Consider the following 16416-nt stretch of genomic DNA (forward strand, 5'->3'; position numbering starts at 1 on the left):
TTTACAAAGTTCCTCTCAGCATTTGTTCTCTTTCAATAGATTCAAATAAGGCTTTAAAATTACCTGCACCAAATCCTTTTGCCCCCATTCTTTGAATAATTTCAAAAAATAATGTTGGACGATCTTCAACTGGTCTAGTAAATATTTGCAATAAATACCCTTCTTCATCTGCATCAATCATAATTCCTAATTTTTGAAGCTCATTAATATCTTCTTTAAACTTAGTCATGTGATCTTTTAAACGTTCTGGTATTGCATCATAATAAGCTTGTGGCGGTGTGGTTAGAAACTCTACTCCTCTTGCACGCATATCCGCCACTGTTTTAATTATATCATCCGTTGCCACCGCAATATGTTGCACTCCTTCACCTTCATAAAAATCTAAATATTCCTCAATTTGGGAACGTTTTTTACCATTAGCTGGCTCGTTGATAGGAAATTTTATTCGTCCATTTCCATTTGACATAACTTTAGACATTAATGCGGAATACTCAGTCGTAATTTGTTTATCATCAAAAGAAAGGAAATTCACAAATCCCATTACATCCTCAAACCATTTTACTGCCTCATTCATGCGATTCCAACCTGTATTTCCAACCATGTGATCAATATACTTTAAGCCTACAGATTCTGGGTTGTAATCTGATTTCCACTCATTATATCCTGGCATAAATACTCCGTTGTAATTTTTTCTTTCTACAAAAACAAAAACTGTTTCCCCATAAGCGCCATAAATTCCTGCTCTTACAACTTCTCCATTTTCATCTTTTTCAACAATTGGTTCAAAATAAACCTTTGCTCCTCTTTTTGTAGTTTCTTCGAAAGCAGAATGGGCATCTTCTACCCAAAGAGCAATTACTTTAACTCCATCTCCATGTTTTTTCACATGTTCTCCAATAGACGAATCACTATTAAGGGCTGTTGTTAATACTAATCGAATTTTATCTTGTTTTAACACGTAAGATGCACGGTCTTTTACTCCTGTTTCTAAACCTGCATAAGCTAATGACTGAAAACCAAAAGCTGTTTTATAAAAATGAGCTGCTTGTTTTGCGTTTCCAACATATAATTCTACATAATCTGTACCTAAAAGAGGAAGAAAATCTTGTGCTCCATCAAATATTTTTTCTAAACCGTATTCTACGGATTTTAATTCTTGTGTCATATTTTTTTATTAAAAAAAGAAGGGTTGAATTTCATACAATTTATAAAATAATAACGCTTCTATTGAATATTTTTACTTTTTTTTATTCTAACCAGGATTGATAATATTTATCATCTGCAATTTGCATAGCTTCTTCGGTGACTTTCAAAGGTTTAAAAGTATCAACCATCACAGCTAATTCTAAGGTATCTTTTTTACCAATACTTCTTTCTGCCGCTCCTGGATGAGGACCATGAGGAATACCTGCTGGATGCAACGATATATGTCCTGCTTCTATATCATTACGGCTCATAAAATCTCCATCAACATAATATAATACTTCATCAGAATCTATATTACTATGATTATAGGGTGCTGGAATTGATTCTGGATGGTAATCATACAACCTCGGAACGAAGGAACAAATTACAAAGGCATCTGTTTCAAATGTTTGATGTATAGGTGGCGGTAAATGTATACGTCCTGTGATAGGTTCAAAATCATGAATTGAAAAAGCATACGGATAATTATACCCATCATATCCTACTACATCGAATGGATGTGAGGCATAAACTACATCAAAAATTTCGTCCTTTTTTTTAATTTTAATCAAAAAGTCTCCCTTTTCATTATAACTTTCTAATTCTTCTGGTTTACGAATATCACGTTCACAAAAAGGAGAATGCTCTAAAAGTTGTCCAAACCAGTTTCTATATCTCTTAGGAGTATATACAGGTCTTCGGGATTCTACAATAAATAATCTATTATCCTCTGTTTCAAAATCTATTTTATAAATCGTACCTCTAGGAATGACTAAATAATCTCCATATTTAAAATCTAGATTACCTAACATTGTCCTTAACTTACCAGTCCCTTTATGTATAAAGAGAACCTCATCAGAATCAGTATTTTTATAAAAATAGTCTGTAGTAGATTTTCTAGGAGCCGCTAGAACAATATGACAATCAGAATTTGTTAAAACAATTTTTCTACTTTCTAAAAAATCATCTTGAGGGGCTACTTGAAAACCACGTAAACGATAAGACTGTATATTGTTGGCTTTTGCAATTTTAGGTGCCACAGAATACGGTTCTTTTATTTCTTTTACCATTGTTGGTCTGTACTCATGATACATATTGGTTGACATACCATCAAAACCAATAGTCCCAAAAAGTTGTTCATAATATAAATCGCCATTTTCTTTACGGAATTGAATATGACGTTTGTGGGGAATTTTTCCTAATTTGTGATATATAGGCATTGCATAAAATGTATTAATTAGACCATTTTTTTTAACTTTTTTTAAATTACATTAAGACTTTTATATAATCAAAACTAATCTCACATCAAACTCATTCAGGGTTTCTTTTTATAAGAAATTTCAAATGAATTAACAAATCTTCAAATATAGAGTTCATATTATACAAATTTCGAAAAAAAAGTGGTAAAAAAAAATTAATTATAAATTCTAACTATTTCGTTTAAATTTTCCACATTATATCTTTTTAAAGGATATTGTTTCCCTCCATCTCCTGTATACAAACTAAACTCGCTATTATCGCAGGCACACTGTGCTATTATACCTTTAAGATTTAGTTTTGAACAATTGGTAGGATACTGAAGAGGACAACTTGCTTCCCAAGCTACAAAATCGCCTGTCCCACTAGTTCTCATAACAATAACACCTTGAATTCCAGCTCCAGGAATCGTAATCATCAAAGGTTCACCTGGATAATTAAGTTTATTATAGGAAGGAAGCAAAAGATTTAGATCAATTGAAAAGCTGTTATTTGTTAAATAAGGATTTGAATTATTAACTGAATTATTTTTATCACAAGCAAAAACGAAAATGCAAATAATAATTAAAAAATATTTTTTCATGCTTTTTATTTGATTTTTTTCGCAACAAATTTAAATTATTTACATTTGTATAACGTTGAATCAATCAATTAAATTACTAACTGAATAAAAAATAGTATCTTTGCGAGAAATCCCGCTACAATGGGATTTTTTCTATTTATACAATATGATGATGTTATGAGTAAAGTATCTTATTATACAGCAGAAGGATTAAAAAAATTAAAAGAAGAATTAGAATATTTAAAATCTGTAGAACGTCCAAAAGCGTCTGAAGCTATTGCAGAAGCTCGTGATAAGGGAGATTTATCAGAAAATGCCGAATACGATGCAGCCAAGGAAGCACAAGGTCTTTTAGAAATGAAGATTGCTAAGATGGAAGAGTTATATGCTAATGCGCGATTAATAGATGAGTCACAATTAGATCTATCTAAAGTACTGGTTTTATCTAATGTAAAAATTAAAAATCAAGCAAACGGAATGGAATTAATGTACCAGTTAGTTGCCGAAAGCGAAGCTGATTTAAAGAAAAATAAAATTTCTGTTACTTCTCCTATAGGAAAAGGTTTATTAGGAAAATCAGTAGGTGAAATTGCCGAAATTAACGTTCCTAATGGAGTTTTAAAATTTGAGATTTTAGAAATCAGTAGAGATTAATTTAAAAGAAACTCGTATGGCTTCAATTTTTACAAAAATTATAAACGGTGAAATTCCTTGCTACAAAATAGCAGAGGATGCAAATTATTTAGCTTTTTTAGATGTAAACCCAAATGCAAAAGGACATACCCTTTGTATTCCTAAAAAAGAAATCAATAAAATTTTTGAAATGGATGATGAGCTTTATTTAGGTTTAATGTCCTTTTCGAAAAAAGTGGCCATTGCAATTGAAAAAGCAATTCCATGTAAACGGGTAGGAATGACCGTAATTGGATTAGAAGTTCCACATGCTCACGTACATTTAATACCATTAAACATGATGGACGATGCTCGCTTCACAAATAAAGTAAAACTATCAGATGAAGAGTTTAAAATAATTGCTGAAGCTATTGTTAATCAATTATAATTTTAACACCTGTAAATTCAAAAAAAATGAGTTCAGAAAAAGAGGCAAAACTAAAAGCTCTACAACTTACTTTAGATAAATTAGACAAGGCATACGGTAAAGGTACCGTAATGAAAATGGGAGACAAAGCAATAGAAGAAGTAGAAGTTATTTCTTCGGGATCTCTAGGAGTAGATTTAGCATTAGGTGTTGGCGGTTATCCTAAAGGGCGTATTATAGAAATATTTGGACCTGAATCATCGGGAAAAACCACCCTTACATTACACGCAATTGCAGAAGCTCAAAAAGCAGGCGGAATTGCTGCTTTTATAGATGCTGAACACGCATTTGATCGCTTCTATGCAGAAAAACTAGGCATTGACATTGACAACCTTATTATTTCTCAACCTGACAATGGTGAACAAGCTTTGGAAATTGCGGAAAGCTTAATTCGATCTGGAGCTGTAGATATTGTAGTAATAGACTCTGTTGCTGCACTTACTCCAAAAAGCGAAATTGAAGGTGACATGGGAGATTCTAAGATGGGATTACACGCCCGCTTGATGTCACAAGCCCTACGTAAATTAACAGCAACTATTAGCAAAACGAATTGTACTGTATTTTTCATCAACCAGCTTCGCGATAAAATAGGTGTAATGTTTGGAAATCCTGAAACTACGACTGGTGGAAATGCTCTAAAATTTTACGCATCTGTACGCTTAGATATTCGTCGTTCTTCGCAGATCAAAGATGGAGAAAACGTATTGGGTAACCGTACCAAAGTTAAAATAGTTAAAAATAAAGTAGCACCTCCTTTTAAAACGGCAGAATTTGACATTATGTATGGCGAAGGTGTCTCTAAAACTGGCGAAATATTAGATTTAGCTGTTGAATTTGAAGTTATCAAAAAATCAGGATCTTGGTTTAGTTATGGGGAAACAAAACTGGGTCAAGGTCGAGATTCTGTTAAATCTTTAATAAAAGACAATCCTGAATTAGCAGAGGAGCTAGAAATCAAAATCAAGGAGCTAATTAAAAATTTAGAGAATTAATTTATCTTAGTTGCAAAAAAAAATTTGCAACTATTTTTTTTTTACATATATTTACGATATATGAGAAGAAAAAATCAATACAACAATTATCTATTGATTATAATATTAGCAACAAAATCAATTTTTGCTATTGCGCCAGCTCCTCCTCCACCAATAAAGAGAGCACTTCCCCCTGGCACTTTTCCAATAGATGACCATTTACTAATTTTAATTCTTTCAGCAATATTATTATCATTTTATTTTTTAAGAAAGAGTATAAAAAAAGCTCCTAAAGTTTAATTAGGAGCTTTTCTTTTATTTCTTATTTGTAACGGCTAAATTTCGTTCTATTTGGTGTCCAGGTCTAGACCATTTTGGTTTTTCTCCTAAAGATTGATATTCAGAATCACATGCCTCTACTGTTTTAGGCTGCATTAGCTTAATAAAAGGTTTTTGAGGGTTTAACCCTAGTAATTCAAACATTTTCATATCTTCATTTACATCAGGATTAGGGGTAGTCAATAGTTTATCTCCTGCAAAAATTGAGTTTGCCCCTGCAAAAAAACACATTGCTTGACCTTCTCTTGACATTTGAGTTCTACCTGCTGAAAGACGAACTTGTGTTTCAGGCATAACAATTCTGGTTGTAGCTACCATTCTAATCATTTCCCAAATTTCAACAGGTTTTTCATTTTCCATAGGAGTCCCTTCTACCGCTACCAAAGCATTAATTGGAACTGATTCAGGTTGTGGATTAAGAGTAGATAAAGCAACTAGCATTCCTGCTCTATCTTCTATACTTTCCCCCATTCCTATAATTCCACCACTACAAACGGTTACATTTGTTTTGCGTACATTTTCAATTGTTTTGATACGATCTTCAAATCCTCTTGTTGAAATCACTTCTTTATAATAGTCTTCAGAGGTATCTAAATTATGATTATAAGCATACAAGCCTGCTTCTGCTAATCGTTGCGCTTGATTTTCGGTAAGCATACCTAGGGTACAGCAAACTTCCATATCTAATTTATTGATTGTACGAACCATTTCTAATACTTGATCAAATTCTGGCCCATCTTTCACATTTCTCCATGCAGCTCCCATACACACTCTAGAAGAACCTGATTCTTTTGCTCTTAAAGCTTGTGCTTTCACTTGATTAACAGTCATTAAGTCATTTCCTTCAATATCTGTATGATAACGTGCTGCCTGCGGACAATATCCGCAATCCTCTGGACATCCACCCGTTTTTATGGATAAAAGTGTTGAAACTTGCACCGTATTAGGATCGTGGTTTTCTCTATGAATAGTAGCTGCTTGATAAAGCAAGTCCATCAATGGCTGATTGTATATTTCAATAATTTCTTCTTTACTCCAATTATGTCTTGTAATACTCATAAATAGATTATTTAGGGGTCAAAAATACACAATTCGTTTAATATAAAGGGGCAATAAATTAACTTTTACTCGATTATGAATAAATTAATTTAGCGCTGTTTAGAGTTACGTCCTGAATATTAAACTTGTAGTTACAGAATAGTTATTATTATCATTATTAAATATACGATCTTTTGCATTAAAGGCTTTAGCTTCAAATCGGAATTTTAATTTCTCACTAAGTTCATAATCCAGATTAGAAGAAAATCCTAATACTTGAAAACCATTTGGCGTTCCTGTTGGGACTATAATTTGATTTTTATCATTATAATACTCGGCTCTAAAGGCCGTAATCATTTTTTTATTAAGTTGTGTTTTCAGCATTAAAATTGGACCGTACCAAGTTCCATAATTTGTATTATCATATTTATCTGACCCTATATCAAAACCTGCTATTATACCTATTTTGTCAGATGGTTCGTATTGCATATATACGTTATGAAATGTTCTAACCGCATTTATACTATCAGGTTTATCAGTTCCTATAAAATTACTATAATTAAGTAACATTTTTTTATTAGGTTTAAAAGTGACTTGTCCTCCAAAAGATGGTTTTTGAATAAAATCAGGTTTTTTTATTCTTTGCCAACCATTAAGGTATAAAGCAGCTAAATAAATTTTTTCATTTGGAGATTGATAGGACAATCTAACTCCTGCTTCATAATAAGGTGAGCCTTCTGTTATTAAACTTCTTGTTAATGTCCAACAATCACCTCCTACAGCACTTCCAAAACCTATATGTGAAGGCAAAACTCCTACATCTAGCCATAGATTTTGTTTTTTAGATAGTCTTGCACCAACATTTGCTTCGTAAATAAATTGAGCCCAAGTAGGTTCTGCACTTAAATTATAGGTTGCATAATTACCTCCCATTAATCCTAAATTAGCTCTTATGTTTTGATCTTTATAATTTAGTTTTAATAAAAGTAGATTAAAATTAAGTTCGTTATGTCTTTTATGACTGTATACGAAATTATGTTTTTCATGGTTTTGAGGCTTTGAAAAATCGTAACTGTAATACAATTCTCCATAAGCACTAACTGTCATTTTTTTTACAGTATCATTTTGAGAAAAAACCTTTGATATTGGGGAAAAAAGGAAAAGAAAACTATATATTTTTATTAGTTTTGATCTAGTATTTTTTTGTATCATATATAAATCAAAATATATTATTAATATTTAGAAAATTATTTTTTATTAGTCTCTATATATTTCAAAATTAAGAAATCAATTTTACTAATAAAAAATCAGCATTAAACACTTAGTCGTTATTTTTATTTTATAAAAAAACACTAAAAATTAAAAATATCCCAACAATTAAGTTTTATATTTTCTTATAATTTTTAGCGTGTTTTTTATATTAATCCTCCTTAAAGTATTTGTAAACAGAACCTGCTAGAAGAGCAGCAATTACAGGAATTACAACAAAAAGCCAAAGTTGAGAAATAGCCCAATCACCTACAAATATAGCTTGACTGATGCTTCTTGCTGGGTTTACAGAAGTATTGGTAACAGGTATGCTTATCAAATGGATAAGTGTTAACGCTAAACCAATTGCTATTCCTGCAAAGCTTGTATTAGCTCTTGAATCTGTAGCACCTAGAATAATCAATAAGAACATAAAAGTCATAACAAACTCTGTTACTATAGCCGCAACCATGTTATATTTTCCTGGAGAATGTTCTCCATAACCATTAGCCGCAAAATCACCGATTGCCCCTCCATTTCCTGTTACAATTACATAAAGAACACCTGCAGCAAATATGGCTCCTGCAATTTGAGAAATAACATAAGGTAAAATTTCTTTTGAACTAATTCTTCCTCCAGCCCAAAGACCAATTGTAACGGCTGGATTTAAATGAGCTCCAGAAATATGACCAAAAGAATATGCGATAGTTAAAACGGTTAAACCAAAAGCAAAAGAAACGCCTGTTAATCCAACTCCTACATTTCCAAAATTTGCGGCTAACATTGCCGTTCCACACCCTCCTAGTACAAGCCAAAATGTACCAATAAATTCTGCTATATTTTTTTTCATAACACTATATAAATTCCTACTCATCTGGCTTTTCGGTTACGCCTCGTTTTTTTTGGTATCTGATCTCCAATTTTAACAAAAGATATTTTTTATAATATTAAATATTGTAGCTTTAATAAAACAGGCGCAAAAGTAGTCATAATAAAAGATACAATTCAAGTAAAAAATCACGCCTAGTGAAGAATTGTATTTTTAAAGGAATTAAAAGGATTATTTTAACGAAAAAGCAAAATTGTTTAATTTTATTTAAGAAAAATCTGTCTTTTATCTTCTTCTAGTTGTTTTTTAAGAGAGTCTAAAGAATCAAATTTTTGTTCTTCTCTAAGATAATGATGTATAATAATAGTTATAAATTCTCCATAAAACTCAAAATTACAATCAAACAAATGTGTTTCTATAGTAGTATGTTGTCCCTCTATAGTTGGTCTATTTCCTATATTCATCATTCCTTTGTAAGTCTGATTTTTCAAAAACACGTCTACCGCATAAACGCCTTTTTTAGGAACTAATTTTAATGGAGATTCTATTTTAATATTAGCTGTTGGAAAACCTATGGTTCTTCCTATTTGATTTCCTTTGATTACTTCTCCTCTAAGTGTGTATGGATTTCCAAGATATTGATTTGCTAATGAAATAGATCCTTCTTTTATAAATTGTCTTATTTTGGTAGAGCTGATAGTAATTTCATTTAGTTCTTCTGCTGATATTTGTTCTACTTCAAATTTATATTTTTCTCCAAATTGGATTAGATCATGAATATCTGAGGAGCGATTTTTCCCAAATTTATGATCATACCCTATAATAATTTTTTGAATATTTAATTTATCAACCAAAATATTTTTAACGAATTCTTCTCCTGATAGAGTTGATAAGGTTTGATTAAATTCTAAAAAGAGTAAATTATCTACTTGTAGTTTTTCTAATAATTCTATTTTCTCTTCGTTTGTACTCAATAATTGAACGGTGGAATCTGTCCTTAGAAAAGTTCTGGGGTGATTAGAAAAGGTAATTACAACGGTTTCGTTGGATTCATTAGCACTAGATTGAAGTTTTTTGATGATTTTTTGATGTCCTAAGTGTACTCCATCAAAAGTTCCTATAGTTACAATTGTCTTTTTACAGAATTGAACATTTGATAAATCGCTAATTACTTTCACCTTTTGTAATTTTGGTGAGCAAATTTAATGAAATAATAGAGAGAGGAAGTATTCTCTCTCTATTTTTTTATAAAAATTACGGCATCTGAATTAGTTTCGGTTATGACTTGAAATAGATAAAATCCAGATGATAAATGACTAACTATTTCAGGTTTTGTAATATTTTTTTCTACTTTAAATTCTTTTACTAGTTTACCTGTTAGATCAAAAATTTTACCTACCCCTCTTTCTCCTATTTTACTACCAAACAAATAATACAATTCATCTCCTACTGGATTTTGCTCTAATATAATTTGATCACTCAAATATTTTATACTAAATCCTTTTGTACTTGATTCTGGAAATTTACCTTCTCGAATGATAATATTATCTTTGTATCCTATTTGATAATATCCTTCTCCATTATCGCAGCATAATCCATCTCCTTTTTTATCTTTTATACTGAAAGTATAGCATACTTTATCCTCTAGTTTCCATTTTTTTTGAATAAAAATAGGGTCATAATCATTATAAGGACCTCCAGAATCTATTATTTTACCTGTATTATCTAATAATTCCCAAGTAATATCTACTCCTTTGTTGTCTAGTTGCAAATCAAAATTAACTTCATCATAAAAGAATGTTTCTGGTTGAGCTGTATTAATTATTTTTACTTTTGCAAAATTATTTGAACTTCTTGTATCGTTGACTCCGTTTACTTCTACAATTTCTACATTTAGTATATCATTTTCTACACCAATTTCTGGAATAGATATTAGGGCATATTGATTAGGTTTTAATAATCCTTTCCAATTAATATCTTTTGTAGTTTGATTCGTGAATTTATATTTTATTAAGACATTATTAATATCATTAATACCTCTATTTATTATAGATATTTTTCTAGGTTCGTTGGTACATAAATTTGTAAAACCAGTATATTGCTTTTCAATTTTTATTTCTGCATCATTAACCAATAGTAATATTGGGTTTTCTTTATCCGAATTTATAATTGTTTTTCTTCTAGGTGAATTAGCTAATACAACCTTAACTCTATCTTTTTGATTTTGGGTAAATATATTCATACAGCTATCATCTGTATAATCCATATAATTTTGAACCATTTCATTTTCTGTCCCTACACAACTTAGAAGTACGGGACAACCTGAATTTGAGCTATGAGCTTGTGGGGTATCTTCACAAAAATCATCTCCACAATATGAGTCTCCCCATATATGTCGCAATCCTAACCAATGTCCAATTTCATGTGTAGCGGTTCTTCCTTTATCATAGTTAAAACCATTATATATTCCATTTGGATAAATTTCTCTAGAACCAAAATTTAAGTAATTTACAACAATTCCATCTGTGGCTTCTGTTCCTTTTTCATCCAAACCAGGAACATTTGCTTTATTAGGAAACTGGGCTTGTCCTAATAATCCTGATTTTTTAAAATCGACAACCCAGATATTCAAATATAAAGATGAATCCCATATTGTTTCTGGTTTTAAAACTAAGTCTATATCTCCTTCTATATGCTCTACTGTTTCAATCCATTTAGAATGATTATAATAAACGCGGTCAATACCATTTGTTGGATTTCCCAGAGGATCAACTTGTGCTAAAGCAAACTGAATTTCTAAATCAACACCATTAGGATGTGTATTATATCCTGATGTATTTATCTTTTTTCTAAAATCGTTATTTAAAACTTCTATTTGCGAAATTACTTGTTCATCATTAATGTTAGGTGCTTGACCTACATCTTGTCCTGAATGCACAACATGTACAACCACAGGTATTGTTATAACACCATTTGAAACAGATCTACTTTGTCTTTGCTTTTGTATCAATGGATTTAACCATTTTTCAAACTGAGTCAAATTAGCTCTTTCAGGATATTTCTTTTGCAGATATTTTTCATACTCTATAGCAGAACACCTGATTACCTTTTCTTCTTTAACATCTTGTCCTTTAGATATAAATGATATAAGGGAAACAAAAAGAGAAGTTATGATGTAGTTTATTTTCATATTCGGCTAATAATGTGTTTATAAAAATACGAACTTATTAAATGTTAACTATGCAATTTTAAAATTTATTTGCATATTTTCCATTTCTTTCAATAATTCTGAAGAAATCTTTATTTTTATTTTACGACTTGGCATGGATAACATGTTTTTAATAATGATTTCTTCTTTTTCTTCTGGGATTTCTACTTCTATTTCAGGATCTTCCACATCCTCACTTTGGGTATCTTCAACAGGAGCACTTTCAATTTGTAATTGTTTTTTAATTTTTTCTAGTTCCATTACTTCAAAAGTTACCTGATGATCTCCTTTATTTTCAACAAATAAGCTATATAGATTATTTATAAGTTCTTCCTTCATTTCGTATATAGAGAACAGAATAGTCATTTTTTTAGCATAGGTAGGAAGAACATCGGCAAGCATTTTCCCATCCATAAATTGGATTCTAGGATCTGATTTTTTACCTGTTTCCCGATTTGTCCATCCTTCTTTAACGTTTAGCTTAAAATAGACAAATTGGTTTTGAACTAAATAATGGCGAAATTTCAAATACTCTTCATCAAAGATTCTAAATTCATACGTTTCATCATATCCTTCTAGGTTAAACGTAGCCCATCCTTTACCATTTTTAGCGGTTCTATGCTGAACATTACTAACCATACCACCTAAGGAAATATTTTTACCTACTAATTGCTCTAGATAAGATAACTGTTCTAAACGTGTATTACAAAAGTATTTCATTTCATATTTATAATCATCTAGTGGATGTCCTGAAATATAAATTCCTACTACTTCTTTTTCTCGTGCTAATTTTTCCATTGTGTGCCACTCTTCACAAGGAGGAACTGTAGGTTCTGGTATTTGAACTTCGGTAGTATCGCCAAATAAACTTACTTGAGAAGAATTTTCGTTCTCTTGCATCTTAGCTCCATATTTCATGGCTTTTTCTAAAAACCAAATATTATCTCCTTCATGGTGAAAATATTGAGCTCTATGTGTATTTTCAAAACAATCAAATCCTCCTGAAAGGGCAAGATTTTCAAATGCTTTTTTATTTGCTGCTCTTAAATCTATTCGTTTGGCTAAATCAAATATTGATTTATATTTTCCTTCTTTTCTATTTTCTATAATGGTATTTACAGCTCCTTCTCCAACTCCTTTAACTGCTCCCATACCAAAACGGATAGCATAATTTTCGTTTACTGTAAATTTATAAAAAGATTCATTCACATCAGGTCCTAAAACTTCAAGTCCCATTCTTCTACATTCTTCCATAAAAAAAGAAACTTGTTTGATATCATTCATATTATTAGAAAGGACAGCTGCCATATACTCTGCTGGATAATGCGCTTTTAAGTAAGCGGTTTGATAAGCTACCCAAGCATAACAAGTAGAGTGTGATTTATTAAATGCGTAACTTGCAAAGGCTTCCCAATCAGTCCATATTTTATCTAACTTCTGAGCATCATGACCATTGGCCATAGCTTGATCTATGAACTTAGATTTCATTTTATCTAGAACGTCTTTTTGTTTTTTACCCATTGCTTTACGAAGAACGTCAGCATCACCTTTAGAAAAGTTTGCTAATTTTTGAGAAAGGAGCATTACTTGTTCTTGGTACACGGTAATCCCATAGGTTTCTGCTAAATATTCTTCACAAGCATCTAAATCGTAGGTTATTTCTTCGTCTCCATTTTTTCGTCTCACAAAAGAAGGAATATACTCTAATGGTCCTGGACGATACAAGGCATTCATGGCAATTAAGTCTGCAAAAACAGTTGGTTTTAGATCCTTCATGTATTTTTGCATACCTGGGGATTCGTACTGAAATACCCCTACTGTTTCTCCTCGTTGAAAAAGTTCGTAAGTTTTAACATCGTCTATCGGAAAATTATCTGGATCTAAATCTATTCCTAAACGGTATTTTACTAGTTTAACGGTGTCTTTTATTAGAGTTAGGGTCTTCAGACCCAAAAAGTCCATTTTTAACAACCCCGCACTTTCTGCTACTGAGTTATCAAATTGGGTAACATATAAATCAGAATCTTTAGCAGTAGTTACAGGAACGAAATTTGTTATATCATCTGGTGTAATGATAACACCACAGGCGTGTATACCTGTATTACGCATAGATCCTTCAAGTACTTTTGCCTGCTGAATGGTTTCGGCCGCCAAATCACCTTCATTTGCTATGGTAATAAGTTCTTTTATTCGATCAAATTCCTCAGAAGATTTGAGAGCTTTTTTAACATCTCCTTCTTCTTCTTTTAAAAATCGAGCGAGGTTCCATTTGGAAGGCATCATAGCTGGAATTAGTTTGGCTATTTTATCAGCTTCAAATAAGGGTAAATCTAATACTCTTGCGGTATCTCGTATGGCTGATTTAGTTGCCATTTTACCATACGTAATAATTTGGGCTACTTGATTAGCTCCATATTTATCAATTACGTATTGCATTACATCTCCTCGTCCTTCATCATCAAAGTCAATATCTATATCGGGCATTGACACACGATCAGGATTCAGAAAGCGCTCAAAAAGCAAATCATATTTAACAGGATCTATATTGGTAATTCCTAAGCAGTAAGCAACAGCGGAACCCGCAGCGGAGCCACGACCAGGTCCTACTGAAACCCCCATATTTCTAGCAGCTGCAATAAAATCTTGAACAATCAAAAAATAACCTGGATACCCTGTTTTTTCAATTGTTAACAACTCAAAGTCCAAACGTTCTTTAATTTCGGTCGTTTTGACTGGGTTTATTGATTCGTCAGCAATTTCAGGGTATCGTTTTCGAGCTCCTTCATAGGTAAGATGGCGTAAATATTTATTTTCTCCTCTTTTACCTCCGTCTTGATTATCTTCTGCTACTAGGAATTCTTCTGGGATATCAAACTTAGGTAGTAATACGTCGCGATATAGAGAATAGATTTCTATTTTATCTATAACTTCCTGAATATTAATAATTGCTTCGGGCAGATCTGCAAAAAGACGTTTCATTTCTTCTTGCGTTTTGAAATAGTATTCTTGATTAGGGAGTCCGTATCGGTAACCTCTTCCTCGTCCTATGGGTGTAGCTTGTTTTTCTCCGTCTTTTACACATAATAAAATATCGTGAGCATTAGCATCTTCTTTAGCTACATAATAGGTATTGTTAGTTGCTATTAATTTTACTTGATGTTTATGGGCAAACTGTATTAGAGTCTGATTTACACGATTTTCATCTTCTTGGTTGTGGCGCATTATTTCGAGATAAAAATCATCTCCAAATTGTGCTTTCCACCATAAGAGTGATTCTTCTGCTTGGTTTTCACCAATATTTAGTATTTTGCTCGGAATTTCTCCATACAAATTACCTGATAATACTATAATATCTTCTTTATATTGTTCTATTATGTTTCGATCTATACGTGGTACGTAATAAAAACCTTCTGTATAAGCAATAGAAGCCATTTTAGCTAAATTATGGTAGCCTTTTTTATTTTTTGCTAAAAAAACTACTTGATAACCATTATCTTTTACTGATTTATCTTTATGGTTATTGCATACAAAAAATTCTCCTCCAACAATTGGTTTTATTTCAACTTCTGAAACCATTTCTCCTTTTTCAATACTGGCTTCATTTTTTGCTTTAGCTGCCTTATTGTGATTTAGAACAGCACTTACAAACTGAAATGCTCCCATCATATTTCCTACATCTGTCATAGCTACTGCAGACATTTTGTTTTTAGCTGCTGCATTAACAATGGCAGGAATAGAAATTGTAGATTGTAGTACTGAAAATTGGGTATGATTATGCAGATGAGCATATACAGCATCTTCTAGATTTTTAATTGCTTCTTCAGAGACCGTATTTCCTTCTTGTTGTATTTTACTTAATCTTTTTCGAATTTCATCTGAAGCAGATTTTAAATTAATATGTTTTAAACCAATTAATTTAATTTCTTGAGGATTATTTTGGCGAAAACGCATATAATAATCTTCAGGCACATCTAATTCTTCTTGTGTAAAAATTTCTCTTTTAACAAGTTCAAGAAAACAACGTGTAGTAGCTTCTACGTCAGCAGTAGCATTATGAGCTTCTGCGAAGGGTTCTCCAAAAAGAAATTGATGTAATTCTGTAAGTGTTGGCAATTTATATCTACCTCCACGTCCTCCTGGCAACTTAAGTAGTTCCGCTGTTGTTTCAGTACAGGTATCTAGAATAGGCATTTGTGATAAAGTAGAAGCAATTCCTCCTCTATAAAACTCACACCCCATAATATTTACATCAAATCCAACATTTTGACCGACAATATAGGTGGCTTTTGAAAGAGCTATATTAAATTTTTCTAACACTTCTTGTAAACTAACACCTTGTTCCATAGCCAATTCAGTAGAAATACCATGAATTCTTTCTGCATCATAAGGTATATTGAACCCTTCAGGTTTCACAAGGTAATCCTGATGTTCTATAAGTTGTCCCATTTCATCGTGCAACTGCCAAGCTATTTGTATACAACGAGGCCAGTTATCTGTATCAGTAATGGGAGCAGACCAACTACGTGGTAAACCAGTAGTTTCGGTATCAAAAATTAAATACATAGATGTGAAAATTCCAAAATTTTAATAACTTTATTTTCTAATATTTCAGGGTTTTAATCTAAAAAGAGAATTTTCAAAAATACATTTTAGAAAGGAAGAAATCAAATTATTTAAGAA

General features: G+C 31.6%; 13 protein-coding genes. 4 read left to right on the plus strand and 9 right to left on the minus strand.

The window, feature by feature from the left end:
- Position 1 precedes the first annotated feature (1 nt).
- From hppD to AWN65_RS12660, 3 genes are all read right to left on the minus strand, one after another.
- Positions 2-1165: a 4-hydroxyphenylpyruvate dioxygenase gene (gene hppD / locus AWN65_RS12650; protein WP_060383493.1), complete on the minus strand. Its 1164-nt coding sequence runs from the start codon at positions 1163-1165 to the stop codon at positions 2-4.
- Between the two features lie 82 nt (positions 1166-1247).
- Positions 1248-2405, minus strand: coding sequence for a homogentisate 1,2-dioxygenase (locus AWN65_RS12655; protein WP_060383494.1), 1158 nt, complete (start codon positions 2403-2405; stop codon positions 1248-1250).
- Between the two features lie 194 nt (positions 2406-2599).
- Entirely contained in the window at positions 2600-3025 is a 426-nt protein-coding gene (locus AWN65_RS12660) for a Rieske (2Fe-2S) protein (protein ID WP_060383495.1), read from the minus strand.
- Positions 3026-3181: 156 nt separating this feature from the next.
- On the opposite strand from AWN65_RS12660, the gene greA reads away from it, so the two are divergent.
- The 4 genes from greA to AWN65_RS12680 are packed head-to-tail and all read left to right on the plus strand — an operon-like array spanning position 3182 to position 5374.
- Positions 3182-3658, plus strand: coding sequence for a transcription elongation factor GreA (gene greA / locus AWN65_RS12665; RefSeq protein ID WP_060383901.1), 477 nt, complete (start codon positions 3182-3184; stop codon positions 3656-3658).
- A 16-nt stretch (positions 3659-3674) separates the two neighbouring features.
- Complete coding sequence (locus AWN65_RS12670; protein WP_060383496.1) at positions 3675-4064, plus strand: HIT family protein; 390 nt, start codon at positions 3675-3677, stop codon at positions 4062-4064.
- Between the two features lie 26 nt (positions 4065-4090).
- Positions 4091-5095, plus strand: a complete 1005-nt coding sequence (gene recA / locus AWN65_RS12675; RefSeq protein ID WP_014166107.1) for a recombinase RecA — start codon at positions 4091-4093, stop codon at positions 5093-5095.
- 60 nt (positions 5096-5155) lie between these two features.
- Positions 5156-5374, plus strand: coding sequence for a hypothetical protein (locus AWN65_RS12680; protein WP_060383497.1), 219 nt, complete (start codon positions 5156-5158; stop codon positions 5372-5374).
- Between the two features lie 15 nt (positions 5375-5389).
- On the opposite strand, the gene bioB is transcribed toward AWN65_RS12680, so the two are convergent.
- The 6 genes from bioB to dnaE all read right to left on the minus strand — a co-directional run bounded on the left by bioB (position 5390) and on the right by dnaE (position 16299).
- The gene (gene bioB, locus AWN65_RS12685; RefSeq protein ID WP_060383498.1) at positions 5390-6472 is read right to left on the minus strand and encodes a biotin synthase BioB; all 1083 of its coding nucleotides are present in this window, start codon (positions 6470-6472) and stop codon (positions 5390-5392) included.
- Positions 6473-6577: 105 nt separating this feature from the next.
- Positions 6578-7558 (minus strand): outer membrane beta-barrel protein, encoded by a 981-nt coding sequence (locus AWN65_RS12690; RefSeq protein WP_235588322.1) that lies wholly within the window; start codon positions 7556-7558, stop codon positions 6578-6580.
- Positions 7559-7871: 313 nt separating this feature from the next.
- Positions 7872-8549, minus strand: a complete 678-nt coding sequence (gene aqpZ, locus AWN65_RS12695) for an aquaporin Z (protein ID WP_060383500.1) — start codon at positions 8547-8549, stop codon at positions 7872-7874.
- Positions 8550-8791: 242 nt separating this feature from the next.
- Positions 8792-9706 carry a bifunctional riboflavin kinase/FAD synthetase gene (locus AWN65_RS12700; RefSeq protein ID WP_060383501.1) on the minus strand — a complete coding sequence of 305 codons (915 nt, stop codon included), beginning with the start codon at positions 9704-9706 and terminating at the stop codon, positions 8792-8794.
- A gap of 59 nt (positions 9707-9765) precedes the next feature.
- On the minus strand, positions 9766-11718 hold the full coding sequence (locus AWN65_RS12705) for a M43 family zinc metalloprotease (RefSeq protein ID WP_060383502.1): 1953 nt from the start codon (positions 11716-11718) through the stop codon (positions 9766-9768).
- A gap of 48 nt (positions 11719-11766) precedes the next feature.
- The gene (gene dnaE / locus AWN65_RS12710) at positions 11767-16299 is read right to left on the minus strand and encodes a DNA polymerase III subunit alpha (protein ID WP_060383503.1); all 4533 of its coding nucleotides are present in this window, start codon (positions 16297-16299) and stop codon (positions 11767-11769) included.
- Between the last annotated feature and the right edge of the window lie 117 nt (positions 16300-16416).

It is taken from the genome of Flavobacterium covae (genome assembly GCF_001534645.1).
Taxonomy (GTDB): Bacteria; Bacteroidota; Bacteroidia; order Flavobacteriales; family Flavobacteriaceae; genus Flavobacterium; species Flavobacterium covae.

Excerpts from the sequence above, each read along its gene's own strand:
- AWN65_RS12670 (WP_060383496.1), top strand. The coding sequence starts at position 3,675 with ATGGCTTCAATTTTTACAAAAATTATAAACGGTGAAATTCCTTGCTAC.
- AWN65_RS12705 (WP_060383502.1), bottom strand. The coding sequence starts at position 11,718 with ATGAAAATAAACTACATCATAACTTCTCTTTTTGTTTCCCTTATATCA.
- bioB (WP_060383498.1), bottom strand. The coding sequence starts at position 6,472 with ATGAGTATTACAAGACATAATTGGAGTAAAGAAGAAATTATTGAAATA.
- AWN65_RS12680 (WP_060383497.1), top strand. The coding sequence starts at position 5,156 with ATGAGAAGAAAAAATCAATACAACAATTATCTATTGATTATAATATTA.
- hppD (WP_060383493.1), bottom strand. The coding sequence starts at position 1,165 with ATGACACAAGAATTAAAATCCGTAGAATACGGTTTAGAAAAAATATTT.
- recA (WP_014166107.1), top strand. The coding sequence starts at position 4,091 with ATGAGTTCAGAAAAAGAGGCAAAACTAAAAGCTCTACAACTTACTTTA.
- AWN65_RS12655 (WP_060383494.1), bottom strand. The coding sequence starts at position 2,405 with ATGCCTATATATCACAAATTAGGAAAAATTCCCCACAAACGTCATATT.
- dnaE (WP_060383503.1), bottom strand. The coding sequence starts at position 16,299 with ATGTATTTAATTTTTGATACCGAAACTACTGGTTTACCACGTAGTTGG.
- AWN65_RS12660 (WP_060383495.1), bottom strand. The coding sequence starts at position 3,025 with ATGAAAAAATATTTTTTAATTATTATTTGCATTTTCGTTTTTGCTTGT.
- aqpZ (WP_060383500.1), bottom strand. The coding sequence starts at position 8,549 with ATGAAAAAAAATATAGCAGAATTTATTGGTACATTTTGGCTTGTACTA.
- AWN65_RS12690 (WP_235588322.1), bottom strand. The coding sequence starts at position 7,558 with ATGACAGTTAGTGCTTATGGAGAATTGTATTACAGTTACGATTTTTCA.
- greA (WP_060383901.1), top strand. The coding sequence starts at position 3,182 with ATGAGTAAAGTATCTTATTATACAGCAGAAGGATTAAAAAAATTAAAA.